The sequence below is a fragment of the Kyrpidia sp. genome (assembly GCF_023512215.1).
Classification (GTDB): Bacteria; Bacillota; Bacilli; order Kyrpidiales; family Kyrpidiaceae; genus Kyrpidia; species Kyrpidia spormannii.
Genome location: NZ_JAILZZ010000006.1, coordinates 40,208 through 65,450, shown reverse-complemented (window position 1 = coordinate 65,450; position 25,243 = coordinate 40,208). Strand labels below are relative to the sequence as shown.

Sequence of the window (25,243 nt, the reverse complement as noted above, 5' to 3'; positions counted from 1 at the left end):
CAAACGATTATCACAAGAGGGAGTTGAAACCCATGGCGAAACAAAAGTACGAGCGCACCAAGCCCCACGTCAATATCGGGACGATCGGTCACGTCGACCACGGCAAGACCACGCTGACCGCGGCGATCACTGCCGTGTTGGCGAAACACGGGCGCGCCCAAGCCACGAAGTACGATGAGATCGACAAGGCCCCGGAGGAAAAGGAACGCGGCATTACCATCAATACCGCTCACGTGGAGTATGAGACCGAGAAGCGGCACTATGCCCACGTGGACTGCCCGGGACACGCGGACTATGTGAAGAACATGATCACCGGAGCCGCTCAGATGGACGGTGCCATCCTGGTGGTGTCGGCGGCGGATGGCCCGATGCCTCAGACCCGGGAACACATCCTCTTGGCGCGACAGGTTGGCGTGCCTTACATCGTCGTCTTCCTGAACAAATGCGACATGGTGGATGACGAGGAGCTGTTGGAACTGGTTGAAATGGAGGTCCGGGATCTGCTCAACGAATATGAGTTCCCCGGCGATGACGTCCCGGTGATTCGGGGTTCTGCGCTCAAGGCGCTCGAAGATCCCAACGGCCCCTGGGCGGATAAGATCGAAGAGCTCATGAATGCTGTCGATGAATACATTCCGACCCCCGAGCGGGAAGTCGATAAACCCTTCCTGATGCCGGTGGAAGACGTGTTCACGATCACCGGCCGCGGAACGGTGGCCACGGGCAGGGTCGAGCGCGGGAAGGTCAAAGTCGGGGATGAGGTCGAGATCGTCGGTCTGCGGGAAGAGCCGAAGAAAACTGTCGTTACCGGCGTAGAGATGTTCCGGAAACTGCTTGATGAAGCGGTGGCCGGCGATAACATCGGCGTTCTGCTGCGCGGTGTTGATCGCAAAGAGGTGGAGCGCGGCCAGGTGTTGGTGAAACCCGGGAGCATCAAACCTCACACCAAATTCCGGGCTCAGGTCTATGTCCTGACCAAGGAGGAAGGCGGCCGGCACACCCCGTTCTTTAACGGGTATCGCCCGCAGTTCTATTTTCGGACCACGGACGTGACCGGCGTTGTCAAACTCCCCGAAGGCACCGAGATGGTTATGCCGGGGGATAACGTCACGATGGAAGTGGAACTGATTAGCCAGATCGCCCTGGAGGAAGGAACCCGCTTTGCCATTCGGGAAGGCGGCCGAACGGTAGGGGCTGGGGCCGTAACGGCGATCCTGCAATAAGTGGCGGGTCGGAAACGGTCGGGCCTTCGGGCCCGACTTTTTCCTGCCGTCCGCAACCCATGAGCAGTTTCAAGGGGGTTGACGCCTCTTTATCTCTTTTGTGGCTGAAAGATTTCGGTTGAGTTTCACGGAGGCCTTATAGTATAATTTCGACTGTTGGGCACTTGCTGCGATGAAGCAAAAGGTTGCCGATGTGCCAGGCCATATGGGCACCAATCGGGGAATTTTTGCGGAGTAGGTCCAGAGGATTGGGCGACAAAGGAGGGATACTCATATGGCGAAGCAAAAGATTCGAATCCGCCTCAAAGCCTTTGACCATCGTATTCTCGATCAGTCTGCGGAGAAGATCGTCGAGACGGCCAAACGGTCTGGCGCAGGAGTTTCGGGACCCGTGCCGCTGCCCACAGAGCGGTCGGTGATCACCATTCTCCGGGCTCCCCACAAGTACAAGGACTCCCGGGAGCAGTTCGAAATGCGGACTCATAAACGGCTGATCGACATCGTCAACCCCACGCCTCAGACGGTGGATGCGCTGATGCGACTGGATCTCCCATCCGGCGTGGACATTGAGATCAAACTCTGACGAATTCCGCAAGGTCGAGGAGGTGGAATCATGAAAGGTATCTTGGGACGGAAACTCGGTATGACCCAGGTGTTCCGGGAGGATGGACGCGTGGTCCCGGTCACCGTCATCGAAGCGGGTCCATGCATTGTCCTGCAAAAGAAAACCGTGGAAACCGACGGGTATGTGGCGATCCAGTTGGGGTTTGCCGACAAAAAGGGCCGGCGGGCAAACCGGCCGGAGACTGGCCACGCAGCCAAGTCCGGGGCAACTCCGAAGAAATATATTCGCGAGATCCGCAATGTCGATATCGCGGAATATGAAGTGGGACAGGAACTGCGGGCGGACGTTTTTGCTCCGGGGGAACTGGTGGACGTCACCGGGATCTCCAAAGGTAAAGGCTACGCGGGCGCGATCAAGCGCCACAATCAGGCACGCGGACCCATGGCCCACGGCTCAAAATATCACCGGGGCGTAGGTTCCCTGGGCTCCATTGCGCCCAACCGGGTGTTTAAGGGCCAGACCCTGCCCGGCCGAATGGGCGGAGAGCGGGTGACCGTTCAAAACCTTGAAGTGATCCAAGCCGATCCCGAGCGCAACCTGCTCCTTGTAAAAGGTGCGGTACCGGGCCCCCGGAACAGCTATGTGATCGTGAAATCGGCGGTCAAAGCAACGGTGAAGTGAATACACCCGGAAAGGAGGAAAGTCCAGTGCCAAAAGTTGCAGTATACAATGCGGCGGGAGAACAGGTCGGCGAACTTGAGTTATCGGAAAAAGTGTTCGGAGTGGACGTCAAGCCGGCCGTGCTTCACCAGGCGGTGGTGGCTCAGTTGGCCAACGCCAGACAAGGCACCCGGGCCACCAAGAACCGAGCGTTGGTACGCGGCGGCGGGCGCAAGCCATGGCGCCAAAAAGGGACGGGCCGGGCCCGGCAAGGCAGCATTCGCGCGCCGCAATGGGTGGGGGGCGGCACGGTTTTTGGACCCCAGCCCCGGGATTTTTCAATGCGGCTGCCCAAGAAGCTCCGCCGTCTGGCGATTCGCGGCGCCCTCAGCTCGAAGGTGTCCGAGGGTAGCCTGATCGTCCTGGATTCCCTCCCGATCGAGGCCCCGAAAACCAAAGAAATGATCCGGATCCTGTCTAATCTGAAAGTGCCGGGCAAGGCGCTGGTGGTCGGAGAAGGTCTCAACCAGCCCGCATACCTGTCAGCCCGGAACATCCCGGGTGTGAAATACCTCCCGGCGACGGATATCAATGTGGTCGATCTGTTACACCACGATCACCTCGTTGTCACGACGGGCGCTGTAAAGCGGATCGAGGAGGTGTTCGCCTGATGAAAAGCCCCTATGACATCATCCTTCGGCCGGTGGTCACCGAGGAAAGTACCGATCAGATGGCTTTGCGAAAATATACCTTCTTTGTGGACCCGCGGGCGAACAAAGTGGAGATCAAAAAAGCGGTGGAAGCGATCTTCGATGTGAAGGTCGCGAAGGTCAACACGATCCGCGTACCCGGCAAAAAGAAGCGTTACGGGCGGCACACCGGGTATACGGCAGAGCGGAAGAAGGCCGTGGTCACTTTGACGGAGGACTCGAAGGAGATCAAGATCTTTGACGGAGCGTGATCCGATCCCCACAGAAAAGGAGGGAGTCTAGATGCCGATTAAAAAGTTCAAACCGACCTCTGCCGGCCGGCGATTCATGACGGTGTCGACTTTTGACGAAATTACCACCGACGAACCGGAACGGTCACTGCTCGTTCCCCTGAAAAAGCACGCGGGTCGCAACAACCAAGGCAGGCTGACCGTTCGTCATCGGGGCGGGGGCACAAAGCGAAAATATCGCATCATTGATTTTAAACGCGACAAGGATGGCATTCCCGGCCGCGTTGCTTCGATTGAATACGATCCAAACCGATCCGCCAACATTGCTCTCATCCATTATGCGGATGGCGAGAAACGATACATTCTCGCTCCTCACGGTTTGTCCGTGGGAGACACGATCCATTCCGGGCCGCAGGCGGACATCAAAGTGGGGAATGCTTTGCCATTGGCGAACATCCCGGTGGGTACCATTATCCACAACATCGAGTTAAAACCGGGGGCTGGCGGTCAGTTGGTGAGGGCTGCAGGTACCGAGGCCCAACTCCTGGCAAAAGAAGGAGCCTATGCCCATGTTCGGTTGGCCTCCGGAGAAGTGCGGTTGATCCGATTGGAGTGCCGGGCGACGATCGGCCAAGTCGGCAATCTCGATCACGAGAATGTGAGCATCGGCAAAGCCGGGCGATCCCGCTGGATGGGTAAACGGCCGACGGTCCGGGGTGTCGTGATGAATCCCGTGGATCACCCCCACGGTGGCGGTGAAGGGCGATCCCCCATCGGCCGCAAAGCGCCGGTCAGCCCTTGGGGTAAACCCACTCTCGGCAAAAAGACCCGCAAGAAGAACAAGCCAAGCGATCAGTACATTGTCCGTCCTCGCAAGAAATGAGGTCATCGGATCGGTCGGATCAATAGGAAAGGAGGCGGAAGGATGGGGCGGTCCTTAAAGAAGGGTCCCTTTTGCGACGCGTATCTCCTGAAGAAGATCGAGGAGATGAACGCGAAAGGGGAGAAGAAGGTCATCAAAACCTGGTCCCGGCGGTCGACCATTTTTCCACAATTCGTAGGCCACACCCTCGCGGTGCACGACGGCCGCAAGCATGTGCCGGTGTACATTACCGAGGACATGGTCGGCCATAAGCTGGGAGAATTTGCGCCGACCAGGACGTACAAGGGACATGCAGGAGACGAAAAGTCGTCCCGCAGTCGGTAACCCACGATGACGGAAGGAGGGGAAGAGGATGGAAGCGACAGCAGTGGCGAGGTATATTCGTATCTCGCCGCGCAAAGCCCGCCTCGTCGTGGATCTGATCCGCGGAAAGTCGGTGGGCGAAGCGCTGGCAATTCTGAAGCACACCCCCAAGGCGGCCTCGCCGGTGGTGGAAAAAGTGCTCCGCTCGGCCGTAGCCAATGCCGAACACAATTACGACATGGACGTCGAGCGGCTGTATATCAGTAAAATCTGCGTCGATCCAGGCCCCACGTTAAAGCGGTTTCAGCCGCACGCCCAAGGTCGTGCTTTTCCGATTCACAAGCGCACGAGCCACATCACAGTGGTCGTCAGTGAGAAAAAGGAGGGATAGAACTGCATGGGGCAAAAGGTGAGTCCGGTCGGGCTGCGCATTGGAATCATTCGTGACTGGGAATCGAAATGGTACGCCGGGAAGAAGGAATACGGGAAGCTCCTTCTCGAAGACGTAAAAATTCGCGACTATATTTTTAAGCGGTTGAAAGATGCCGCGGTCTCCGCGGTGGAGATCGAGCGGGCGGCTAACCGCGTGAACATCACTGTTCACACGGCGAAGCCTGGGATGGTTATCGGCAAAGGCGGAACTGAGGTCGAAGCTCTGCGGGCGGCGTTGGCGCACATGACCGGAAAACGGGTACACATCAATATCGCCGAGGTGAAAAACCCGGAGTTGTCCGCCAAGCTCGTCGCGGAGAACGTGGCTTCCCAATTGGAACGACGCGTGGCGTTCCGCCGGGCCATGAAGCAGGCGATCCAGCGCACAATGCGAGCCGGGGCGAAGGGTGTGAAAATCCAGGTCTCCGGGCGGCTGGCCGGAGCTGAGATCGCCCGTACTGAAGGGTATTCTGAAGGGACGGTCCCCCTTCACACTCTGCGCGCCGATATCGATTATGCGTTGGCCGAGGCCCACACCACGTATGGGCGGATTGGTGTAAAGGTGTGGATTTATCGCGGAGAGATTCTTCCGGTTAAAGGGGACCGGAACGCGGAGAAGTCGAGCGGAGAGGAAGGGGGCAAGTAGAGATGCTAATGCCCAAGCGCGTCAAACATCGGAAAGAACAGCGCGGGCGCCTGAAAGGCCGATCGAAGGGCGGCAACGAGATTGCCTTTGGCGAATACGGCCTTCAGGCTTTGGAACCTGCGTGGATCACCAACCGGCAGATTGAGGCGGCGCGAATTGCCATGACCCGTTATATCCGCCGGGGCGGAAAAGTGTGGATCAAGATCTTCCCGGCCAAGCCCGTGACGAAAAAGCCGGCGGAGACCCGTATGGGAAGCGGAAAAGGTTCCCCGGAGCAGTGGGTTGCCGTGGTGAAGCCTGGGCGCATCCTGTTTGAGCTGGCCGGCGTTCCGGAAGAAGTGGCGAAGGAAGCGATGCGCCTCGCTTCTCACAAGCTCCCCATCAAGACGAAGTTTGTGACCCGGGGTGAAATGGGTGGTGACAGCCATGAAGCCTAAGGACTTGCGGCACCTGAGCGATGATGAGATTCAGGATAAGGTCAATGACCTCAAGGAGGAACTGTTCAACCTGCGGTTTCAATTGGCAACGGGACAGCTCGACAACCCCATGCGGATTCGGCAGGTAAAAAAGGACATTGCCCGGGCGAAGACGATCCTTCGGGAGAGGGAACTCGGGATTCGCTGAGGCGGAAAGGGGGAGCAAGGTGAGCGAAGAGCGGAATCAGCGCAAGACCAGGATTGGCAAGGTCGTCAGCGACAAGATGGATAAAACCATTGTCGTGGCGGTGGTCCAGAGCGTGACCCACCCACTGTACGGGAAAACCGTAAAGCGGACGACCAAGTTTAAAGCGCACGATGAGAATAACGAGGCCAGGATCGGGGACACTGTCAAGATTATGGAGACCCGGCCCCTTTCCAAGGAGAAGCGTTGGCGCCTCGTGGAAATTTTGGAGCGGGCAGAAGTCCTGTAATCCTCGCTTGGGAAAGGAGGGGGTTCGATGATTCAGCCGCAAACGAGACTGGTGGTAGCCGACAATTCCGGGGCCAAGGAGATCATGTGTTTCCGGGTTCTTGGCGGTTCAAACAGGAAGACGGCGAACATCGGCGATATCATTGTTGCCTCGGTGAAAAGTGCAACACCCGGCGGCGTTGTCAAAAAAGGAGATGTGGTCAAGGCGGTGATCGTGCGATCCCGACGGGGAGTGCGACGGGCGGACGGCAGTTATATCCGCTTTGACGAAAACGCAGCGGTGATCATTCGAGAAGACAAAAGTCCTCGGGGCACGCGGATTTTTGGGCCGGTGGCCCGAGAGCTTCGAGATCGGGATTTCATGAAGATCATTTCACTGGCTCCGGAAGTGTTGTAACAAGAGCCTTGCCCGACCAGGGTATCGACCCCGGATGGGGAAGGAACGAGGAGGTGTGGTGGCGGGATGTCCCAAACCAAGATGCGGATCAAGAAGGGCGACATGGTGGCGGTGATCGCTGGCAAGGACAAAGGGAAAAAGGGCCGGGTGCTGGCGGCTTATCCGAAAAAGCAGAGGGTGCTGGTGGAAGGCGTGAACATGGTCAAGCGCCATATGAAGCCAAACCCCACTTATCCCCAGGGAGGCATCATCTCCAAGGAAGCACCCCTTCACGTTTCAAACGTGATGATCGTGGACCCGAAAACCGGCGAACCGACTCGGGTGGGGATGAAGATCCTTGCGGACGGCAAAAAGGTCCGGTACGCGAAGAAGTCCGGTGAAATCCTAGATAAGTGATCGGCGAAAGGAGGGTGTGTGCGTGGCGCCCCGACTGTTAGAGCGGTACAAGCGGGATGTGATTCCCGCCCTCATGCAGAGATTCGGCTACAGGAACGTGATGCAGGTTCCTAAGGTTGAGAAGGTGGTCCTCAACATCGGACTTGGGGAGGCAGTTCAGAACCCCAAGGCTCTCGATGCGGCGGTAGATGATTTGACGGCGATCTCCGGCCAGAAACCCGTGGTCACCCGGGCTCGCAAGTCCGTGGCCAGCTTCAAGCTGCGGGCGGGAATGCCCATCGGAGTCAAGGTCACTTTGCGCGGAGATCGGATGTATTATTTTCTTGATAAGCTGTTCAACGTCGCGTTGCCCCGGGTTCGAGACTTCCGCGGCGTGTCGCCCAGGGCCTTTGACGGGCGCGGAAACTATAGTCTGGGACTTCGGGAACAACTGATTTTCCCGGAGATCGATTACGATAAAATCGACAAAGTCCGCGGCCTTGAGGTCATCATCGTAACCACGGCGGACAGCGACGAAGAGGCCCGGGAACTGTTGGCGCAGTTGGGTATGCCCTTTCGGGCGAGCTGATCCACCGATACCAGGGGGAGGTGTGCTGCGTGGCGAAAAAATCGATGATCGTGAAGGCGCAGCGCAAGCCGAAGTTCAAGACTCGGGCGTACACCCGCTGCCAGCTGTGTGGCCGTCCGCACGCGGTCTTGCGCAAATTTGGCGTCTGCCGGATCTGCTTCCGGGAACTCGCCTATCAAGGGCGGTTGCCGGGGGTCAAGAAGGCAAGCTGGTGAGGGAAGAGTTTTGACCGTTGAGGGGTTCAGGAGGGAGGGTAACTGCCATGGTGATGACCGATCCGATCGCCGATATGTTGACGCGCATCCGAAACGCCAATTTGGTCGGGCATGAGAAGGTCGAGATTCCCGCGTCCAACGTGAAGCGTGCCATCGCGAACATCCTAAAAGAAGAAGGGTTCATCCGGGACGCTGAATTTATCCCCGACAACAAGCAAGGCATGATCCGGGTGTTCCTCAAGTACGGGCCCAACAATGAACGGGTGATCACCGGTCTGAAGCGGATCAGCAAACCCGGCCGCCGCGTGTACGTGAAGAATGACGCCGTGCCCAGGGTTTTGGGCGGACTGGGCTTGGCTATTTTATCGACGTCCCGGGGGATTATGACCGATAAAGATGCGCGGAGAAACGGTGTGGGCGGCGAAGTCATTTGCTACGTGTGGTGAATACGAGGGCGGGAACGGAGGTGAAGGAACTTGTCGCGGATCGGGAGAAAACCCATTGAAATTCCGGCCGGCGTGGAGGTGTCCATCAACGGGCAGACGGTGACCGTCAAGGGGCCGAAGGGCACTCTGACCCGGAATATCCACAAAGATATGGTCGTCACCATCGAAGGCAACCAGGTCGTGGTGACCCGGCCCAGTGATGAGAAGCTGCACAAGAGTTTGCACGGGACCACCCGCAGCGTCATCGCCAACATGGTGGAGGGCGTGACGAAGGGCTTCCAGAAAAACCTCGAACTTGTGGGCGTGGGCTATCGGGCAGTGAAATCCGGCAATAAGGTCACCCTGTCTTTGGGCTTTTCACACCCTGTTGAATTGGTGCCTGATGCCGGCATCGAAATCGATGTCCCGGCTCCCAACAAACTGGTGGTGCGCGGCATCGACAAAGAGCAGGTTGGTACGGTGGCGGCGTCCATCCGGCGAATTCGAGAGCCTGAACCGTATAAGGGCAAGGGCATTAAATACGAAAACGAAAAGATTCGGCGCAAAGTGGGTAAGACCGGAAAGAAGTGATGGCCGAGTGAAGGCCGAAGACGCCATCTGGTCTGCGAAGGGAGGTTATAATCATGGCGGCGAGTGTGAGTCGGAAAGAAGCGCGCCATCGGCGCCATCTGCGGGTGCGCAAGAAAGTGTTCGGCACCCCCGACCGGCCGCGGCTTAACGTGTTTCGCTCGGCGAGGCACATTTACGCCCAGGTGATCGACGATACCAAAGGCCATACCTATGTGGCGGCGTCCACCCTGGATCCGGAATTGCGGGGGCAGATCGGATATGGAGGCAATGTGGAGGCGGCCCGTAAAGTGGGAGAGTTGGTGGCGAAGCGGGCGATGGAGAAGGGGATCACGAAGGTGGTCTTCGACCGCGGCGGGTATTTATACCACGGCCGGGTGCGGGCACTGGCGGATGCCGCGCGGGAGGCGGGTCTGGAATTCTAATCGACAGGCGAAGGAGGGGGAGACATGCGCGTTGATCCCAACCAGTTGGAACTGACGGAAAAAGTTGTGGCGATCAACCGGGTGGCCAAAGTGGTTAAAGGTGGGCGCCGGTTCAGTTTTAGCGCTGTTGTGGTTGTCGGAGACGGCAACGGATGGGTGGGGGCCGGTTTGGGAAAGGCCGGAGAAGTTCCGGACGCCATCCGCAAAGGGATCGAAGATGCAAAAAAGAACCTGTTTCACGTCCCGCTTCGGGGGACCACTCTTCCCCATGAAGTGGTGGGCCATTTTGGCGCAGGAAAAGTTTTGTTGAAGCCGGCTTCTCCGGGTACCGGCGTCATTGCCGGGGGGCCGGTGCGGGCGGTGCTGGAATTGGCCGGTGTGAAGGACATCCTCACCAAATCCTTGGGTTCAAACAATCCTTTGAACATGGTGAATGCCACCATCACGGGGCTCAAGCAATTGAAGCGACCGGAAGAAGTGGCCCGGCTGCGCGGGAAAACGCTCCAGGAAATCCTGGGATAGGGGGGAGAGATCGTGGCGAGACTGGCCATTACCCTGGTCCGGAGCACCATCGGCCGGCCAGAAGATCAACGGGCGACGGTCCGTAGTCTCGGTCTTCGTAAAATCCGGGACACTGTGGTGCACGAGGACACCCCGACGATTCGCGGGATGGTGAAAAAGATCGACCATTTGGTGCGGGTGGAGGAAGTGGCCGAGTAATCAACAGCACGCAGAGGGGGTGGAACGAGTGAAGCTGCACGAACTCAAGCCGGCGCCTGGTTCGAAAAAAGCTTCTAAACGGGTGGGCAGGGGAATCGGATCGGGCCTCGGAAAGACGGCCGGCCGCGGCACCAAGGGGCAGAAAGCGCGCTCCGGCGGCGGCGTTCGCCCGGGGTTCGAAGGCGGCCAGACGCCTTTGTACCGCCGGTTGCCGAAGCGAGGGTTCAGCAATGCCCCGTTCAAGAGAAACTGGGCTGAGGTGAACGTCGGCAAGTTGAATCGTTTTGCACCGGGCACCGTGGTGACCCTGGAGACGCTCCGGGAGGCGGGCCTGGTCAAAGGGGCAAAAGACGGGGTGAAGATTCTCGGGCAGGGGGATCTGGAAGTCAGTATCACGGTTAAGGCTAACGGATTCTCCAAGTCGGCCATTGAAAAAATCCAGGCGGCCGGCGGCGCCGCTGAGGTGATTTAACATGTTCCAAACTATCGCGGGCATCTGGAAGGCCCGGGATCTCAGGAATCGGGTGCTGTTTACCCTCGGCATTCTCGCTGTATTTCGAATCGGGTCGTTCATCCCTGTGCCGAGTGTAAACGCCACGGTTCTCAAACAACTCGGGGAGAACCCCGTGTTTGGATTGTTAAACACCTTTTCCGGCGGTGCTCTGCAGAATTTCTCGCTCTTTGCGATGAGTATCACGCCGTATATCACCGCTTCCATCATCGTACAACTGTTGTCGATGGACGTGATTCCGCGATTCGCGGAATGGGCCAAGGAAGGGGAGCACGGAAGGCGCCGCCTGGCCCAAGTGACGCGTTACTTGACAGTGGTGTTAGGATTGATACAGGCGGTGGGCCTGTCGATTTCGTTCAACCGGACATTGCCAGGTCTGATTGTGAACCCCGGGTTCGAAACTTACGCGTTAATCGCGATCACATTAACGGCTGGAACCGCATTTTTGATGTGGCTCGGTGAGCAGATCACGGAAAAAGGGATCGGGAACGGCATTTCCATCATTATTTTCGCCGGGATTGTCGCCCGATTGGAAGGGGCCGTCCGGACCGTTTACCAGAGCTGGTTCTACCAACATCCGGACCAACTGTTCCTGAATATCGTGAAGGTCGTCCTCATGTTGGCGGGAATCGTGATTGTGGTGACGGCTGTAATTTTTGTCCAGCAGGGCGTGCGCCGGATACCCGTTCAGTATTCCAAGCGGGTGGTGGGACGGCGCATGTACGGTGGGCAAACCACCCACATTCCCCTGCGGGTGAACGCGGCCGGCGTGATTCCGGTCATTTTCGCCACCTCCTTGCTCTTGTTCCCGGCGACCATCGCCCAGTTCTTTCGAGGGCATTGGTTTGCCGACTGGGTGATGACGGTATTCAGTTATCGTTCGACCACTTATCTGGTCCTGGAGGTTCTCTTGATCATCGGATTTACGTTCTTCTATACGTATGTCCAGATCAACCCTCAGCAGTTGGCTGACCAGATGAGAAAGTACTCCGGCTTCATCCCGGGTATCCGACCGGGTAAAGCCACGGAAGCGTTCATCATCCGAGTGATGAACCGGATCACCTTGGCCGGTGCCCTGTTTTTGGCGGCGGTGACCGTTTTGCCCATCTTGTTTGGAAATCTCACCGGGCTGAACCTGTACTTTGGGGGAACAGGGCTGTTGATCGTCACCGGGGTGGCTCTTGAAACGATGAAGCAAATCGAGAGCCAGTTGTTGCAGCGGCATTACCGGGGCTTTATTCGGTCATGAAAGGCAGGGATGAAGATGCGGATCGTGTTCATCGGGTTGCCCGGGGCCGGGAAAGGAACCCAGGCCGCCCGGATTGTGGAGGGTTATGGGATCGCTCATCTGTCCACCGGGGACATGTTCCGGGCGGCTGTGGCCGAGGGAACCGAATTGGGGTTGAAAGCTAAACAATATATGGATCAAGGGCAATTGGTGCCTGATGATGTGACCATCGGCATCGTGCGAGAAACTTTGTCGAAGCCCGACTACCAGAAAGGTTTTCTACTGGATGGCTTCCCCAGAACCGTTCCCCAGGCCCGGGCGTTGGATGACATTCTTGACTCCCTGGCGACAACGTTAGACCACGTCATCTACATCGAGGTCTCCCGGGAGGCTCTGGTGGAGCGCCTCACCGGTCGGCGGGTGTGTCGGCAGTGTGGCGCCAGCTACCACATCGCTTTCCGCCCCCCAAAACGGGAGGGGATCTGCGATGTATGCGGAGGGGAACTTTATCAACGCAGCGACGATACCCCGGAAACGGTGGGGAAACGCCTGGATGTGAACCTTCGCCAAGTGGATGCGCTCCTCGATTATTATGAGACCAAGGGCCTTGTCCGACGTGTGGAAGGCGAGAGGCCTATCGACGAAGTCTACCAGCAAATCCAAGAGATTCTGCGAGGTCGACCGTCATGATTGTGAGCAAGTCGAAGGCGGAACTGGAATGGATGAGGGAAGCGGGGCGGATTGTCGCCCTGGCCCTGAAAGAGACGGCGCAAGCGGTGGAACCTGGGATCACCACCCGGGAACTGGACCGCATCGCCGAGCACGTGATTCGCAGAAACGGGGCGATCCCGTCCTTTAAAGGCTATCACGGCTACCCGGCTTCGATCTGCGCCTCTGTAAATGAAGAATTGGTTCACGGTATTCCTGGCGACCGGAAACTGGTGGAAGGCGATATCGTCAGTATCGACATCGGTGCCCAGTATCACGGTTACCATGGTGACGCGGCAATCACTGTGCCTGTCGGTTCAATCAGCGAAGAGGCAAGGCGCCTACTCGACGTCACCGAAGCGTCCCTGTACAAAGGGATCGAAAAGGCGGTGGTCGGCAACCGCCTTTCGGACATTTCCCATGCCGTTCAAGTTTATGTCGAACAACACGGATTCTCCGTGGTGCGCGATTACGTGGGACACGGGGTGGGTCAAGAGATGCACGAAGATCCGCAAATCCCGAATTTCGGGCCGCCCGGCCACGGCCCCAGACTCAAACCCGGTATGGTCCTCGCCATCGAACCGATGGTCAACGCCGGTTCCTACCACGTAAAAACCCTGCCCGATAACTGGACGGTGGTGACGGTGGACGGTTCGCTGGCGGCTCATTTTGAACATACCGTCGCGATTACCGAAGGGGAACCGGAAATTCTGACCCGGCTGTGAGCGAGGTGGTGCCGGAGATGGCGAGAGTGCACCCCACGCCTGAGATCGGCGAAATCGTTGAAGTGCGGCAAGGACGAGAGGCCGGTCGATATATGGTTGTGATCGATCGGTCTGAAGACCGGTGGGTCTGGCTGGCAGACGGGGAAGGTCGAACGGTGGAGCGACCGAAAAAGAAAAATGTCCTCCATGTCCGGCCTACGGGCAAACGCGCTGGGAAGGTCCTGGAACGGCTTCATACAATGGGAAAGGTGACCGACGCCGACCTGAGATACAGCCTTCGTACCTTTCACCAAGAACAGTCAAAGGATGCCAGAGAAGACGGCGGAGACGCAGAAAGGGGAGTGGATTGATGGCCAAAGAGGACGTCATTGAGGTCGAGGGCACTGTGATCGAGCCCTTGCCCAACGCGATGTTCCGGGTCGAGCTGCAAAACGGGCACAAGATCTTGGCCCATGTGTCGGGGAAGATCCGGATGCATTACATCCGTATTCTCCCCGGGGATCGCGTGACGGTGGAGTTGTCGCCTTACGACTTGACTCGCGGTCGCATCACGTATCGCTATAAGTGACAGGTCTCAACGACTGTCCGGACGAATGCGCTCACAGGGCGCCCGGGGAATCCGGCGCCCGGAGGATGCATGGGCGCCCGGCGGCGGAAGGAGGGAGCACCGTGAAAGTTCGTCCGTCTGTAAAACCGATCTGTGAAAAATGCAAGGTGATTCGGCGCAAAGGCGTCGTGATGGTCATCTGTGAGAATCCCAAGCATAAGCAGCGCCAGGGTTGATCGGGGGCTCGGCCTCCGGGCCGTGGGTGTACGAGCCCGGGATGTGGGCATCTCTCACTAATTCCAATGAACTCGAGGAGGTGTAACCTATGGCACGAATCGCTGGTGTGGATCTTCCGCGGGAAAAACGGGTGGAGATCGGCCTGACGTATATATACGGCATTGGCCGTCCAATGTCGAATCGAATTCTGCGGGAAACAGGGGTGAACCCCGATACCCGAGTCCGGGATCTCACCGATGAAGAGGTGGCGCGGCTTCGGGAATACATCGACAGGAACCTGAAAGTCGAAGGAGACCTTCGCCGGGACGTGGCGATGAACATCAAGCGCCTGACCGAAATCGGCTGCTACCGCGGGCTGCGGCACCGCCGGGGGTTGCCGGTGCGCGGACAAAGGACGAAAACGAACGCCCGCACACGCAAGGGGCCGCGCCGCACGGTGGCCGGGAAGAAAAAATAAAGTGCAGGATCTAGATGAAAGGAGGACGGGACTCTATGGCAAAACCGAAACGCCGGGCGGCCACCGCCACTCGCATGAAACGCCGGGACCGAAAGAACATCGAAGCGGGCATCGCCCATATTCGGTCCACGTTTAACAATACCATCGTCACCATTACCGATGGTGCAGGAAATGCCATTTCCTGGGCCAGCGCCGGGAACGTCGGATTCAAGGGCTCTCGGAAAAGCACGCCCTTTGCTGCCCAGATGGCCGCTGATTCTGCTGCCCGGAAGGCTATGGAGCACGGGATGCGAACGGTGGAGGTCTATGTCAAGGGACCGGGAGCGGGACGGGAAGCGGCGATTCGGTCGCTGCAAGCGGCGGGCTTGGAAGTGAGCCTGATCAAGGACGTGACTCCCATTCCGCACAACGGCTGCCGTCCGCCAAAGCGCCGGCGCGTCTGATTGGGGTACGGAACAATTCCTTGAGTATACAAATGATCAGGAGGTGTCTATACTAGAATGGCAAGATATACCGGTCCGGTTTGTCGACTGTGCCGGCGGGAGGGCGTCAAGCTCTATCTAAAGGGCGAGCGCTGCTATTCCGACAAATGCGCCATTGACCGGCGCGGGTACGCGCCTGGTCAGCATGGCCAGGGCCGCCGGAAACAGTCCGAATACGGCATTCAACTGCGGGAAAAACAAAAAGCTCGCCGGACTTACGGTGTGCTGGAGAAACAGTTCCGACATTACTATGAAGAGGCGAACCGGCAACACGGGGTCACCGGTGAGGTGCTCCTCCAGTTGCTCGAGCGGCGCCTCGATAATGTCGTGTACCGGTTGGGGTACGCTGCCTCCCGGGCTGAGGCAAGGCAGTTGGTGCGTCACGGTCATTTTACGGTGAACGGGCGCCGGGTGGACATTCCTTCGTACCAACTGAAAGAAGGGGACGTTGTGGCCGTGAGGGAAAAGAGCCTGGAATCCCCGCGGCTCAAAGAGCTGGTAGAGACCGCCGACAGCAGGGCGGTACCTGCGTGGCTCGATCGGGATTCAGCCACGGCTTCCGGAAAGGTCCTCCGTATCCCCACCCGAGACGAGATTGACACGCCGGTACAGGAGCAGATGATCGTCGAGTTGTACTCGCGGTAATGCCGGGTAAAGTTCCACCCGGCTCTCGGCCGATCGCCGCGAACCGGACTGTCGAGATGGTCGAGAAGGAGGGTCACGTGGATGATCGAAATGGAAAAGCCGCGATTGGAAACGGTCGAGATCAACGAGTCCGGGACCTACGGCAAGTTTGTGATCGAGCCGCTTGAGCGTGGCTACGGTACCACCTTGGGCAACGCTTTGCGGCGCATCCTGTTGTCGTCGTTACCCGGGGCTGCCTGTACGTCGGTCAAGATCGACGGGGTACTCCACGAATTTTCGACCATTCCCGGGGTTGTGGAGGACACGACGGAGATCATTCTGAACTTGAAACACCTGGCCTTGAGGATCCATTCGGATGAGGAGAAAACCCTCATCATCGACGCCGAAGGCGAGGGGGAAATCAAGGCCGGGGACATTCAAGCCGATTCGGATGTGGACATCCTCAACCCCGATTTGCATATCGCCACTTTGGCGGAAGGGGCGCGGCTGTACGCCGAGATTAAAGCCGCCCGGGGGCGGGGTTATGTACCGGCGGACCGGAACAAAAACGAGGAGCAGCCGATCGGCGTCATTCCCATGGATTCGATTTTTACTCCGATCAGTCGGGTGAATTACAGTATCGAAAACACCCGGGTCGGCCAGGTGACCGATTATGATAAATTGACCTTTGAAGTGTGGACGGACGGAAGTATTCGACCTGACGAGGCGGTCAGTTACGGGGCCCGGATCCTCACCGAGCACCTCACCTTGTTTCTCGGCCTCACCGATCAGCCCCGGGCCGGCGATGTGTTGGTGGAACGGGACGAGCAGCGCCGGGAAAAGGTGCTCGACATGACTATCGAGGAGCTGGACCTCTCAGTCCGTTCCTACAACTGTCTCAAACGGGCGGGAATTAACACCGTGGCCGAATTGTGCTCGAAAACCGAAGAGGAAATGATGAAAGTCCGCAATCTCGGCCGAAAGTCCCTGGAAGAGGTTCAAGAGAAACTGGCCGAGTTGGGCTTGGCCTTACGCAAAGAAGAATAAGGTCGGCAGAAAGAAGGGAGGGAGTACCGGTGTCGTATCGAAAGCTGGGAAGATACTCGTCAGCACGCAAAGCGCTTTTCCGCAGCCTGGTCACAGATTTGTTCATGTATGAGCGCATTCGCACCACTGAAGCAAAGGCGAAAGAAGTGCGCAAAGTGGCGGAGAAAATGATCACCTTGGCAAAACGGGGGGATCTTCACGCCCGGCGCCAGGTGGCGGCTTTCGTCTATAAAGAGACGGCAGACGAAGACACGAATCAGGATGTGGTGCAAAAGTTGTTCAGCGAGATTGCACCCCGGTACCAGGAACGTAACGGCGGCTACACCCGCATCCTGAAGCTGGGTCCGCGCCGGGGGGACGCTGCGCCCATGGTTTACCTTGAACTGGTGGAATAATTGTGTCTGACAACAACCGCGCGGGCGAGGTTTGTCCTCCGGGGGCAAGCCTCGTTTTCCGTATGCTTTGGGAGAGATACCCGGACGCTCCAGGCCCATCGGCTAGGAAAGGGGCGCGGCGGTGTACGTTAAGGCGAAGGTGGCTTACGATGGGACCGATTATCACGGATTCCAGCGTCAACCCGGCCTGAGAACAGTTCAGGGGGTGCTGGAAGGGGCCTTAAGGGAGTTGGCCGGCCGGGAGATTTCGATTGCCGGGGCGGGGCGGACAGATGCCGGAGTGCACGCCCGGGGACAGGTGGTCGCCTTCGAGTGGCCGGGACCGATTCCCTGGCAGCGATTAGAGCGGGTTTTGCTTCGGCGGCTACCGGAAGATCTGGTGGTATCCAATCTTGAACCGGCGCCGGAGTCTTTTCACCCGCGTTTTTCCGCAGTGGGCAAATGCTATCGTTACACCCTGGATCAAGGGGTGTATCCCTCAGTGTTTCTTCGTCGCTATACGTGGCACGTACCGACTCAGATGGATCTGGGGTCGATGCGCCGGGCGGCCCTCGCGGTTGCAGGGACTCACGATTATACCAGCTTTTGCGCCGCCAGCACTCCGGTACAGAACAAGGTGCGGACGGTATACGCCATCCGCCTGGCCGAGGAGCCGCCTTTTGTCCACCTTTACGTGTTTGGCAACGGCTTTCTGTACCAGATGGTCCGCATCCTGGTCGGAACCCTGGTGGAGGTGGGGCTCGGGAAGCGATCGGTAGAGTCTATCTCCGGGATTTTGGCCGCCCGGGATCGTCGGGCGGCGGGAGTGACGGCCCCTGCGAAAGGGCTGACCTTGTGGGACGTGTACTATGAGACGGGCGATTTCACCCGAGCTTGGAGCGGTTTTCTTGACTTGACTGCGGCAGCTCAGTACAATGAGCATGGAGTTTTCGGCCCATGGAACCACGAGGGTTGAAATGATAGGGCGGAGGGAAACAGTTCATGCAAACGACATTCATGCAGAAAAAGGAGGACGTGAAACGCCGGTGGTACGTGATTGACGCGACCGGGCAGACGGTAGGCCGTTTGGCCTCGGAGATTGCCGTCATTCTGCGCGGAAAGCACAAGCCCGAGTATACGCCTCACGTGGACACGGGAGATCACGTTGTTGTCATCAACGCGGATAAAGTCGTGTTTACGGGTAAAAAGTGGACGGATAAACTGTATCGGCGGCATTCCGGCTATCCCGGCGGGTTGAAAGAGATGCGGGCCAAGGACGTCCTTGCCCGATATCCCGAACGCATTCTGTATTACGCCGTAAAAGGCATGTTGCCACACAATCCGTTGGGCCGAAGTCAGTTGAAGAAATTGAAAGTGTACGCCGGTCCGGAGCATCCCCACGAAGCCCAGCAGCCCGTTCCGTGGCAGCCCGGAACGGTGAGAGGAGGGAAGTGACGCTTATGGCACAGGTGCAATATTGGGGAACCGGGAGACGGAAGGAGTCTGTCGCCCGGGTGCGGCTTTACCCTGGGGATGGGCAGATTCTGATCAACCGCCGGCCATTGGAAGAGTATTTTGGTCTTGAAACGTTGAAATTAATGGTAAAACAACCGCTAATTCTCACGGACAGCCTGAACCGCTACGACGTTCACGTGAATGTAAAAGGCGGCGGGATCTCCGGTCAGGCCGGGGCCATCCGTCACGGCATTGCCCGAGCCCTTCTGAAAGTCGATCCCGACCTTCGCACGCCGCTGAAAAGGGCGGGATTGTTGACCCGGGATCCCCGCATGAAGGAGCGCAAGAAGTACGGGTTGAAAAAAGCCCGCCGCGCTCCCCAGTTCTCCAAACGTTAACCACAAGCCCGTCGGCGCCGAAGCGTCACGGGCTCTTTTTTGCGGCGAAAGGCAGAGCATTCTTGTTGTCGTTGTCTTTTCCTGAAGCAGTGGGGTACAATGCCCTAAAGGAGGGCGAGAGCCATGGCTGCACTGACAGAGAAGACGGTGCTTGATGCGCTGCGGCCCATCCAAGATCCGGAAGCGCATCGCAGCATTGTCGACCTCGGGATGGTTCGAAAAGTGGAGATTGACGGCGGATTCGTCACTGTTGAAGTGGCGTTAACGATTAAAGGGTGTCCTTTGCATACGGTGATTCAAGATGAAGTGGAAAAGGCGGTTCGCAACCTGCCGGGGGTGACCGATTGTCGAGTGATTCTGGCGACGATGACCGGCGAGGAGCGGGCCCGGTTCCGGGATGTGCTCCAAGGGGGCACCGGGGCTGAACAGTCCCAGGGGGTTGAAGGTGTACCGCCCTTATTGCGGCCCAATGTACAGACCCGTTTTGTGGCGGTTACCAGTGGCAAAGGTGGAGTTGGAAAATCCACGGTGACGGCGAACCTCGCCCTCGCCTTGGCCCGGGACGGTTACCGGGTGGGCGTAATCGACGCAGATATCTACGGGTTCAGCATTCCGGGCCTGTTTGGAGCGGCAGATCGAAAACCGACCGTGATCGATGAGTTGATCATGCCGGTCCAGGCTGAGGGTGTCAAGATTATGTCGATGAACTTTTTTGTCCCAGACAATACCCCCGTGATCTGGCGCGGACCGATGCTGGGCAAGATGCTGCGAAATTTCTTTGCCGAAGTCCACTGGGGGGACCTGGACGTTATGCTGCTTGATCTTCCTCCCGGCACTGGCGATGTCGCCTTGGATGTCCATCAATTGTTGCCCAAAGCCGGGGAGTTGATCGTGACCACTCCGCAACGCAACGCCGCAGACGTGGCCGTGCGGGCCGGCATGATGGCGAAAAAGACCGGCCACGAAATTCTGGGCGTTGTGGAGAACATGGCCTATCGGGTGTGCCCCCATTGCGGTGGCCGGGATGAACTTTTTGGCCGGGGCGGAGGCCAGCGGGTAGCGGACGAGCTTAAGGTCAAGGTGCTGGCCCAGATCCCGCTACAGCCAGAAACCCTTGGGGAGACCGGCCTTTACGAGCCCGATACCCCCGCGGGCCAGGCTTTCGACGATTTGGCGAAGATTGTGGGGGGGCTGGTGTCCGCCGGGTTAGCCGGTTGAAGCGAGCCGTCTTGGACAAGGCGCGGAGGGGGGCATCCCATCAGGCAGACAGGAAGGGCCGCCACGCGGGGGGCTGGGCCGTGCCTGCTTCCTGGGGCCGCCCGGTTTACCCTCCGCCCATATCTTGACTTTGCTGATCCTGATCCCCGCCGCCCCCGGAGGATTGTCCGCCTCCTTGTTGCTGGCCGCCCTGTCCCCCTTGTTTGCCTTGCCCGGCCTGAGGACCTACTTCCCGTACGGCCTGTTTCAGGCTATCCGTAAAAAGCAGTCGAAAACTCGGATTCTGAAGGGCCTCCTGCATCACCTTCATGGTTTGCTGGCGGTAAGGCGGGGAAGACATGAGGCTCAGGATTTGCTTTTGAAAGTCCGGGCTTTTCATCAAATCGAGCATCATCTGCTGGTATTCGGGGTCTTTCATGAGATCTTTCAACAACTGGCGATTTTGCTCCTTCAAGGCGTCAGCCAAAGCTTTTGCGAACTGGGGTTGCTGAAGTTGTTGTTGCAGCAAGTTTTTGTTCTCGCCCTGGGTAAGGGCGGTGGTGAGGGCTTTTTGCATATCGGAATCGGACAGGATCAGAGAGCGTTTGAATTCTTGGCTCTGAACCGTTTGGCGCAGGGTATCCATTCCTTCCTTAGAGTGGAGAATATCCAGCACCATACTCTTGGTTTCTTGATAAGGGGGCTGTCCCTGCTGGGGCTGAGGACCGGACGATCGTGCACATCCTCCGGCCAGGGTTGCGGCACACAGGCCCAGAAGGAACATCCATCGCCACCTGCGTCTCATCGACCGTTCACCTCCCTCCGGTCATCAGTTGTAATATGGGCGGGCAAACGGTCGTTATTCGAGACTTTGCTGGGAAGAAAGAGGATGCGGCTGTGAATCTTCAAAGATTGTTTTTTCTCATCGGCACCACAGTGATTCTGGGCGTGTTCGCGGGGGCAATTGCTGCTCTTGTAACCAACATCGACCCGCTGCATGGGGCGATTGTCGGGGGGTTTATCAGCGCGACCAGCCTCATGGGGCTGTGGGCTTATTTAACGTTGAATTACCTGATTCAAGGCTTTCTTCCCCGGGCTTTTTGGAATGCCGTCCAGCTCTTCCTTGTGGCGGTTGTCGCGGTGGATCTGGTCTATGCCCGCTACCTGGCAGCCGGGGGAGCGGGAGGATGGACACCTTATGTCACTTACGCCCTTTTTCCTTTGATTTGGGCTTTGGTGGCGGCCGGAGTTCGGGCCTTTATATCGGGAATCCGGGCGTTTATCCCCGGCTTCTTTTATCTGTTCGTATTTACCGTTGTGGAGTGGTTTCCGGCGTTGAAAGCGGGGACGGGAATGCCGACTCTCCAGATCGGCATCATTCTTCTGGTGTGCAATACGTACTTGCTATTCGTCCTGCGCCGCCTCACTGCACATCCCGCCGCCCCTTCCAAGAACGGGCGACGGGATATCCAGCCGGATCCTCGGTAACGTTTCGGACGCCGGGCCCCTGCGGCCCGGTTTGTTCCTGGCTTGGGGCTTACTCAAGTTTGCTTTTGGGCGAAGCCTCCTGAAGCAGCTCCGAAACGGTGACAAACTCGAATCCTTTTTGTCGTAGGCCGTCGATGATGGCCGGAAGTGCCTGGTCGGTCTGTTTGCAAGTGTCACTGGCGTGCAACAAGATGATGTCGCCGGGTACCGCCCGTGTTAAGACCCGTTGGGTGATCGCGCCGACTCCTGGGTTCTTCCAGTCCAACGAGTCGGTGTGCCATTGGATCACCGTATAACCCATGTCGTGAAGGGTGCGCAAAACCCGTTTATCAAAATCACCGTTCGGGGTGCGGATCAAGCGAGTTTTGACCCCTGTAACGTCATAGATCGCCTGCTCCGCCTTAGTGACTTGACTGCGGATCCAGTCATTGCTGTGTTCGGTAAAATTGTCATGTTTGTAGCCATGGCTGCCGATTTCATAACCCATGTCCCGAATCTGCTTGGCGATCTCTGATTTTTGTAGGGTCCAAGGCCCGGAGAGGAAAAATGTTGCTTTTGTCACACCTTTGTTTTTCAACACATGTAATACTTTGGGAGCCATTTGATCTCCCCAACTGATGTCGAAGGTCAGGGCTACGATTCTTCGGTTGGTATCCACTTTGTAGATGGCGGACGGCGACTGTTGGCCAACCAATGTCGCGATGGCTCCGTTCTGCCAGTAAAATATGGCCATGAAGAGTACGACCGTGGCGGCGGCGATGAGGATCTGTGTCAACGTCCGCGCGCGCCAGATGACGAACATCGCTTGTCCCTCCTTTGCACCGTCTACAGTTTGTACATATGGGTATGCTTTGTGCACAAGGTATAGCATGGATAAGAGATTAAGCCCTCATGCGCCGGACCTCATTGGGGATTCCGGCAGGGCAGCGGCCGCCTGACCTCGAAAGGACGCAGCACGGGACGGGAGATTGCAACGGGGGTGAACCCATGGGGCGGTGGATTTGGATCAATCGAAGATACCTGTGGACGGCGGCGGTGATTTTTGCAGTCGGGATGGCGACGGGATACCTGGCATCTGATTCCTTGCGACAAGTTCTCATGTCGCAACTGACCCAGATCCGGGACCTGGCAGTGCAGGTGCGGGCGGTCAACAACCCGGCCTACACGGTCATGGTGATTTTTCTCAATAACGCCAAAGTGGCCATATTTTTTCTGCTGACGGGGATTGTCGCCGGAATCCCTGCCATCGTTGGCGTTTTTGGCAATGGGGCTTTGATCGGGTTCGTCTTGGCGATGCTCCATCATCAGGGGGTGCCTGTCGGGTCCGTCTTGCTGTACGGGATCCTGCCCCACGGGATTTTTGAGATCCCTGCGTTTTTGATCGCTGCGGCCTTCGGATTAAAATTGGGCTGGGGATGGTGGCGCCCGACTAATGGGTACACTCGAAGAGAGGCGTTTTTTCAGGGATGGAGAGATGCGTTTCGGGCCGCTGGGGTGGCGGTGGCGATGTTGGCAGTCGCCGCCGTGGTGGAAGGCACCGTGACGCCGTATCTGTTGAGCCGCTACGTGTTGCAGGGCTAGAGCGGGGGGATGACGGTGGCCAGAATCGAGGTCCTCGGCGTTCCGTTGGATCTAGGGCAGGGACGCCGAGGGGTGGACATGGGGCCCAGTGCCATTCGGTATGCAGGTCTTCAGGACCGGGTGAGGGCCCTCGGGTTTGAGGTACAGGATCTCGGCAACGTGCCGGTGCCGGAACCCGAGGCCAAGGAAATCCAAGATCCGAAGTTGAAATATCTTCCGGAAATTGAACGTGTCAGCGAGGAGATTGCAGCCAGGGTTTCGGAAGTCCTAAAACGCGGGTCGATGCCCGTGATCCTCGGCGGAGATCACAGCTTGGCCATCGGTTCTCTGGCCGGCGTGGCATTGGCCAAAGCGCGGGTCGGGGTGATCTGGTTCGACGCCCATGGGGATATGAATACCCAGGAAACCACTCCCTCCGGCAATATCCACGGAATGCCCCTGGCGGCGTCTCTGGGGATCGGGCACCCCGGATTGACCCGGGTGGCGGGGTTTGCCCCGAAGGTTCGACCGGAAAATGTGGTTCTTGTTGGCGCCCGGTCTATCGATGAAGGTGAGGCGCGTTTGATTCGGGAGTCGGGGCTGCGCGTGTTCACCATGCATGAGATCGATCGGCAGGGCATTGGAGCGGTGATGGAAGAGGCGATCCGGATCGCGTCCCAGGGCGTGGACGGGGTTCATCTGAGTTTGGATTTGGATGCCCTGGATCCCATGACCGCCCCGGGGGTGGGCACGCCCGTGCGGGGAGGGATCACCTACCGAGAAGGACACCTGGCCATGGAACTTCTCGCCGAAGCGGGAGTCTTGTGTTCCGTCGACGTGGTGGAGGTCAACCCGATCTTGGATGTCGCCAACCGGACGGCCGAGATGGCGGTGGACCTGTTGTGCTCGGCTCTGGGGAAGAAGATCCTGCCGGATTCTTAAGCGAAAAGGGAGAGAGAGGTCACCGGTGAGACTGCCGGTGTATTTTTTTTGCTTTTGCCAGCGGAAATCCTATTGACTTGATTTAAATAGTAGGGTTATTATATCCCCATATTCCAATTAAACATATTTGTTATTTGGATAATGGAATTGAGCAAAGGGCAGGCACAATCCTGGGCCCGTGCCCGTATCGTGGTAAAGCCGGTCAGAATCGCAGATCATTCGAAATGGAGGTGCGATCGTGGAGCATGTGACCCGTGTTCCCGTTATGAGCCCGGAGGAAGTGGAGGCTTGGGCGGAAGGTCTGGAGGGCTGCCCGCCCGAAGAGATTCTGGAGTGGGCCCTGGAGCGGTTCTCTCCCCGCATTGCGTTGGCTTGCAGCTTTGGAGTCGAAGACGTGGTACTGGTGGATATGGCGACAAGAATTCTCCCCCATGTCCAAATTTTTTATTTGGATACGGGGCTGTTGTTCCCGGAAACTTATGAGGTCCGAGATCGCGTCGTGGACCGGTACCGGCCGAACCTCCGGCGGGTAACTCCTCAACTTGATCTGCACCAACAAGCGGCCAAATACGGCGAGGCGCTTTGGACCCGGGACCCCAATACGTGCTGCCGACTGCGCAAAGTTGAGCCCCTCCGCGACGTCTTGGCGGAACAAGATGCCTGGGTGACGGGGATTCGTCGGGAACAATCCCCGACCCGGGCCGGAGCCAAAGTCGTCGAAGTGGACCGTAAGTTCGGGCTGATCAAAGTGAATCCCCTGGCCGGATGGGACAGCCGGCAGGTGTGGAATTACGTGCATACACACGAGGTCCCGTACAATTCTTTGCACGATCGCGGATATCCGAGCATTGGCTGCGCCCCGTGCACACGTCCGGTGCGGCCGGGGGAAGATCCCCGGGCCGGTCGATGGGCCGGCTTCGACAAGACAGAATGTGGACTTCACGGATAGCTCGAATCGGAAGGGAGGG

Annotated in this window: 43 protein-coding genes; 41 read left to right on the top strand and 2 right to left on the bottom strand. The window is 58.0% G+C overall.

All coding sequences use genetic code 11. The annotated features are described in order from the left end of the window. Positions 1–32: 32 nt before the first annotated feature. From tuf to K6T64_RS04100, 37 genes are all read left to right on the top strand, one after another. Complete coding sequence (tuf, locus tag K6T64_RS04280; protein WP_013074222.1) at positions 33–1,223, top strand: elongation factor Tu; 1,191 nt, start codon at positions 33–35, stop codon at positions 1,221–1,223. 274 nt (positions 1,224–1,497) lie between these two features. After that, positions 1,498–1,806 carry a 30S ribosomal protein S10 gene (gene rpsJ / locus K6T64_RS04275; protein ID WP_013074223.1) on the top strand — a complete coding sequence of 103 codons (309 nt, stop codon included), beginning with the start codon at positions 1,498–1,500 and terminating at the stop codon, positions 1,804–1,806. A gap of 27 nt (positions 1,807–1,833) precedes the next feature. After that, entirely contained in the window at positions 1,834–2,469 is a 636-nt protein-coding gene (gene rplC / locus K6T64_RS04270) for a 50S ribosomal protein L3 (protein WP_100666548.1), read from the top strand. A gap of 26 nt (positions 2,470–2,495) precedes the next feature. Then, entirely contained in the window at positions 2,496–3,119 is a 624-nt protein-coding gene (gene rplD, locus K6T64_RS04265) for a 50S ribosomal protein L4 (RefSeq protein WP_170084661.1), read from the top strand. After that, complete coding sequence (gene rplW / locus K6T64_RS04260) at positions 3,119–3,409, top strand: 50S ribosomal protein L23 (protein ID WP_100666550.1); 291 nt, start codon at positions 3,119–3,121, stop codon at positions 3,407–3,409. Before rplD ends, rplW begins: the two co-directional genes overlap by 1 nt. A 31-nt stretch (positions 3,410–3,440) precedes the next feature. Next, positions 3,441–4,271, top strand: a complete 831-nt coding sequence (gene rplB / locus K6T64_RS04255) for a 50S ribosomal protein L2 (RefSeq protein WP_170084662.1) — start codon at positions 3,441–3,443, stop codon at positions 4,269–4,271. Positions 4,272–4,313: 42 nt separating this feature from the next. Continuing rightward, entirely contained in the window at positions 4,314–4,595 is a 282-nt protein-coding gene (gene rpsS / locus K6T64_RS04250) for a 30S ribosomal protein S19 (RefSeq protein WP_013074228.1), read from the top strand. A 28-nt stretch (positions 4,596–4,623) separates the two neighbouring features. Beyond that, positions 4,624–4,965, top strand: a complete 342-nt coding sequence (gene rplV, locus K6T64_RS04245) for a 50S ribosomal protein L22 (protein ID WP_013074229.1) — start codon at positions 4,624–4,626, stop codon at positions 4,963–4,965. 6 nt (positions 4,966–4,971) lie between these two features. Beyond that, a complete protein-coding gene (rpsC, locus tag K6T64_RS04240) occupies positions 4,972–5,652 on the top strand; it encodes a 30S ribosomal protein S3 (RefSeq protein WP_013074230.1) in 681 nt (226 codons plus the stop codon). 2 nt (positions 5,653–5,654) lie between these two features. Continuing rightward, positions 5,655–6,089 (top strand): 50S ribosomal protein L16, encoded by a 435-nt coding sequence (gene rplP, locus K6T64_RS04235; protein WP_100666552.1) that lies wholly within the window; start codon positions 5,655–5,657, stop codon positions 6,087–6,089. Beyond that, on the top strand, positions 6,079–6,276 hold the full coding sequence (rpmC, locus tag K6T64_RS04230; protein ID WP_013074232.1) for a 50S ribosomal protein L29: 198 nt from the start codon (positions 6,079–6,081) through the stop codon (positions 6,274–6,276). Before rplP ends, rpmC begins: the two co-directional genes overlap by 11 nt. A gap of 19 nt (positions 6,277–6,295) precedes the next feature. After that, entirely contained in the window at positions 6,296–6,562 is a 267-nt protein-coding gene (rpsQ, locus tag K6T64_RS04225) for a 30S ribosomal protein S17 (RefSeq protein ID WP_100666553.1), read from the top strand. Between the two features lie 27 nt (positions 6,563–6,589). Next, complete coding sequence (gene rplN, locus K6T64_RS04220) at positions 6,590–6,958, top strand: 50S ribosomal protein L14 (RefSeq protein WP_100666554.1); 369 nt, start codon at positions 6,590–6,592, stop codon at positions 6,956–6,958. A gap of 81 nt (positions 6,959–7,039) precedes the next feature. Beyond that, complete coding sequence (gene rplX, locus K6T64_RS04215) at positions 7,040–7,354, top strand: 50S ribosomal protein L24 (RefSeq protein WP_041304594.1); 315 nt, start codon at positions 7,040–7,042, stop codon at positions 7,352–7,354. A gap of 22 nt (positions 7,355–7,376) precedes the next feature. Further along, a complete protein-coding gene (rplE, locus tag K6T64_RS04210; protein WP_100666556.1) occupies positions 7,377–7,922 on the top strand; it encodes a 50S ribosomal protein L5 in 546 nt (181 codons plus the stop codon). Positions 7,923–7,951: 29 nt separating this feature from the next. Then, positions 7,952–8,137, top strand: a complete 186-nt coding sequence (locus tag K6T64_RS04205; protein WP_013074237.1) for a type Z 30S ribosomal protein S14 — start codon at positions 7,952–7,954, stop codon at positions 8,135–8,137. Positions 8,138–8,184: 47 nt separating this feature from the next. Beyond that, positions 8,185–8,583 (top strand): 30S ribosomal protein S8, encoded by a 399-nt coding sequence (gene rpsH / locus K6T64_RS04200; protein ID WP_100666557.1) that lies wholly within the window; start codon positions 8,185–8,187, stop codon positions 8,581–8,583. 30 nt (positions 8,584–8,613) lie between these two features. Continuing rightward, positions 8,614–9,153 carry a 50S ribosomal protein L6 gene (gene rplF, locus K6T64_RS04195; protein WP_288008692.1) on the top strand — a complete coding sequence of 180 codons (540 nt, stop codon included), beginning with the start codon at positions 8,614–8,616 and terminating at the stop codon, positions 9,151–9,153. 53 nt (positions 9,154–9,206) lie between these two features. Next, complete coding sequence (gene rplR / locus K6T64_RS04190; RefSeq protein ID WP_100666559.1) at positions 9,207–9,575, top strand: 50S ribosomal protein L18; 369 nt, start codon at positions 9,207–9,209, stop codon at positions 9,573–9,575. A 24-nt stretch (positions 9,576–9,599) separates the two neighbouring features. Beyond that, entirely contained in the window at positions 9,600–10,097 is a 498-nt protein-coding gene (gene rpsE, locus K6T64_RS04185; protein WP_013074241.1) for a 30S ribosomal protein S5, read from the top strand. Between the two features lie 12 nt (positions 10,098–10,109). After that, positions 10,110–10,295 carry a 50S ribosomal protein L30 gene (gene rpmD / locus K6T64_RS04180; protein WP_013074242.1) on the top strand — a complete coding sequence of 62 codons (186 nt, stop codon included), beginning with the start codon at positions 10,110–10,112 and terminating at the stop codon, positions 10,293–10,295. Positions 10,296–10,323: 28 nt separating this feature from the next. Next, positions 10,324–10,767 carry a 50S ribosomal protein L15 gene (gene rplO, locus K6T64_RS04175; RefSeq protein WP_100666561.1) on the top strand — a complete coding sequence of 148 codons (444 nt, stop codon included), beginning with the start codon at positions 10,324–10,326 and terminating at the stop codon, positions 10,765–10,767. Position 10,768: 1 nt separating this feature from the next. Then, a complete protein-coding gene (gene secY, locus K6T64_RS04170; RefSeq protein WP_100666562.1) occupies positions 10,769–12,055 on the top strand; it encodes a preprotein translocase subunit SecY in 1,287 nt (428 codons plus the stop codon). A gap of 15 nt (positions 12,056–12,070) precedes the next feature. Beyond that, positions 12,071–12,724 (top strand): adenylate kinase, encoded by a 654-nt coding sequence (locus K6T64_RS04165; RefSeq protein WP_288008689.1) that lies wholly within the window; start codon positions 12,071–12,073, stop codon positions 12,722–12,724. Further along, positions 12,721–13,467 carry a type I methionyl aminopeptidase gene (map, locus tag K6T64_RS04160; RefSeq protein ID WP_100666563.1) on the top strand — a complete coding sequence of 249 codons (747 nt, stop codon included), beginning with the start codon at positions 12,721–12,723 and terminating at the stop codon, positions 13,465–13,467. The genes K6T64_RS04165 and map overlap by 4 nt, the downstream gene beginning before the upstream one ends. Before the next feature lie 17 nt (positions 13,468–13,484). Next, positions 13,485–13,817 carry a KOW domain-containing RNA-binding protein gene (locus K6T64_RS04155; protein ID WP_100669079.1) on the top strand — a complete coding sequence of 111 codons (333 nt, stop codon included), beginning with the start codon at positions 13,485–13,487 and terminating at the stop codon, positions 13,815–13,817. Next, positions 13,817–14,035 carry a translation initiation factor IF-1 gene (gene infA, locus K6T64_RS04150; protein ID WP_013074248.1) on the top strand — a complete coding sequence of 73 codons (219 nt, stop codon included), beginning with the start codon at positions 13,817–13,819 and terminating at the stop codon, positions 14,033–14,035. Before K6T64_RS04155 ends, infA begins: the two co-directional genes overlap by 1 nt. A 101-nt stretch (positions 14,036–14,136) precedes the next feature. After that, on the top strand, positions 14,137–14,250 hold the full coding sequence (gene rpmJ / locus K6T64_RS04145; protein WP_013074249.1) for a 50S ribosomal protein L36: 114 nt from the start codon (positions 14,137–14,139) through the stop codon (positions 14,248–14,250). Between the two features lie 89 nt (positions 14,251–14,339). Then, on the top strand, positions 14,340–14,708 hold the full coding sequence (gene rpsM / locus K6T64_RS04140; RefSeq protein ID WP_013074250.1) for a 30S ribosomal protein S13: 369 nt from the start codon (positions 14,340–14,342) through the stop codon (positions 14,706–14,708). A 35-nt stretch (positions 14,709–14,743) separates the two neighbouring features. Continuing rightward, positions 14,744–15,151: a 30S ribosomal protein S11 gene (gene rpsK, locus K6T64_RS04135; RefSeq protein ID WP_013074251.1), complete on the top strand. Its 408-nt coding sequence runs from the start codon at positions 14,744–14,746 to the stop codon at positions 15,149–15,151. Between the two features lie 57 nt (positions 15,152–15,208). Further along, entirely contained in the window at positions 15,209–15,835 is a 627-nt protein-coding gene (gene rpsD, locus K6T64_RS04130) for a 30S ribosomal protein S4 (protein ID WP_100666564.1), read from the top strand. 81 nt (positions 15,836–15,916) lie between these two features. Further along, positions 15,917–16,861, top strand: a complete 945-nt coding sequence (locus tag K6T64_RS04125) for a DNA-directed RNA polymerase subunit alpha (protein ID WP_100666565.1) — start codon at positions 15,917–15,919, stop codon at positions 16,859–16,861. Positions 16,862–16,890: 29 nt separating this feature from the next. Then, complete coding sequence (rplQ, locus tag K6T64_RS04120) at positions 16,891–17,256, top strand: 50S ribosomal protein L17 (RefSeq protein ID WP_013074254.1); 366 nt, start codon at positions 16,891–16,893, stop codon at positions 17,254–17,256. A gap of 121 nt (positions 17,257–17,377) precedes the next feature. After that, on the top strand, positions 17,378–18,211 hold the full coding sequence (gene truA / locus K6T64_RS04115) for a tRNA pseudouridine(38-40) synthase TruA (protein WP_288008686.1): 834 nt from the start codon (positions 17,378–17,380) through the stop codon (positions 18,209–18,211). 26 nt (positions 18,212–18,237) lie between these two features. Further along, entirely contained in the window at positions 18,238–18,690 is a 453-nt protein-coding gene (rplM, locus tag K6T64_RS04110) for a 50S ribosomal protein L13 (RefSeq protein ID WP_100666567.1), read from the top strand. 5 nt (positions 18,691–18,695) lie between these two features. Continuing rightward, on the top strand, positions 18,696–19,088 hold the full coding sequence (gene rpsI / locus K6T64_RS04105; protein WP_013074257.1) for a 30S ribosomal protein S9: 393 nt from the start codon (positions 18,696–18,698) through the stop codon (positions 19,086–19,088). A 123-nt stretch (positions 19,089–19,211) separates the two neighbouring features. After that, entirely contained in the window at positions 19,212–20,306 is a 1,095-nt protein-coding gene (locus K6T64_RS04100) for an Mrp/NBP35 family ATP-binding protein (protein ID WP_288008685.1), read from the top strand. 106 nt (positions 20,307–20,412) lie between these two features. Here K6T64_RS04100 and gerD read toward each other — a convergent pair whose 3' ends face one another. Beyond that, positions 20,413–21,090 carry a spore germination lipoprotein GerD gene (gene gerD, locus K6T64_RS04095; RefSeq protein ID WP_170084668.1) on the bottom strand — a complete coding sequence of 226 codons (678 nt, stop codon included), beginning with the start codon at positions 21,088–21,090 and terminating at the stop codon, positions 20,413–20,415. Between the two features lie 92 nt (positions 21,091–21,182). Between gerD and K6T64_RS04090 the strand changes: the two genes are divergently transcribed. Continuing rightward, positions 21,183–21,773, top strand: coding sequence for a KinB-signaling pathway activation protein (locus K6T64_RS04090; protein WP_170084669.1), 591 nt, complete (start codon positions 21,183–21,185; stop codon positions 21,771–21,773). A 49-nt stretch (positions 21,774–21,822) separates the two neighbouring features. On the opposite strand, the gene pdaB is transcribed toward K6T64_RS04090, so the two are convergent. Further along, positions 21,823–22,575, bottom strand: a complete 753-nt coding sequence (pdaB, locus tag K6T64_RS04085; RefSeq protein WP_288008683.1) for a polysaccharide deacetylase family sporulation protein PdaB — start codon at positions 22,573–22,575, stop codon at positions 21,823–21,825. A 185-nt stretch (positions 22,576–22,760) separates the two neighbouring features. Between pdaB and K6T64_RS04080 the strand changes: the two genes are divergently transcribed. From K6T64_RS04080 to K6T64_RS04070, 3 genes are all read left to right on the top strand, one after another. Continuing rightward, complete coding sequence (locus K6T64_RS04080; RefSeq protein ID WP_157935326.1) at positions 22,761–23,354, top strand: stage II sporulation protein M; 594 nt, start codon at positions 22,761–22,763, stop codon at positions 23,352–23,354. A 9-nt stretch (positions 23,355–23,363) separates the two neighbouring features. Next, positions 23,364–24,275 carry an arginase gene (gene rocF, locus K6T64_RS04075; protein ID WP_197945522.1) on the top strand — a complete coding sequence of 304 codons (912 nt, stop codon included), beginning with the start codon at positions 23,364–23,366 and terminating at the stop codon, positions 24,273–24,275. Positions 24,276–24,540: 265 nt separating this feature from the next. Beyond that, the gene (locus tag K6T64_RS04070; RefSeq protein ID WP_288008720.1) at positions 24,541–25,224 is read left to right on the top strand and encodes a phosphoadenylyl-sulfate reductase; all 684 of its coding nucleotides are present in this window, start codon (positions 24,541–24,543) and stop codon (positions 25,222–25,224) included. The last annotated feature ends 19 nt before the right edge of the window (positions 25,225–25,243 follow it).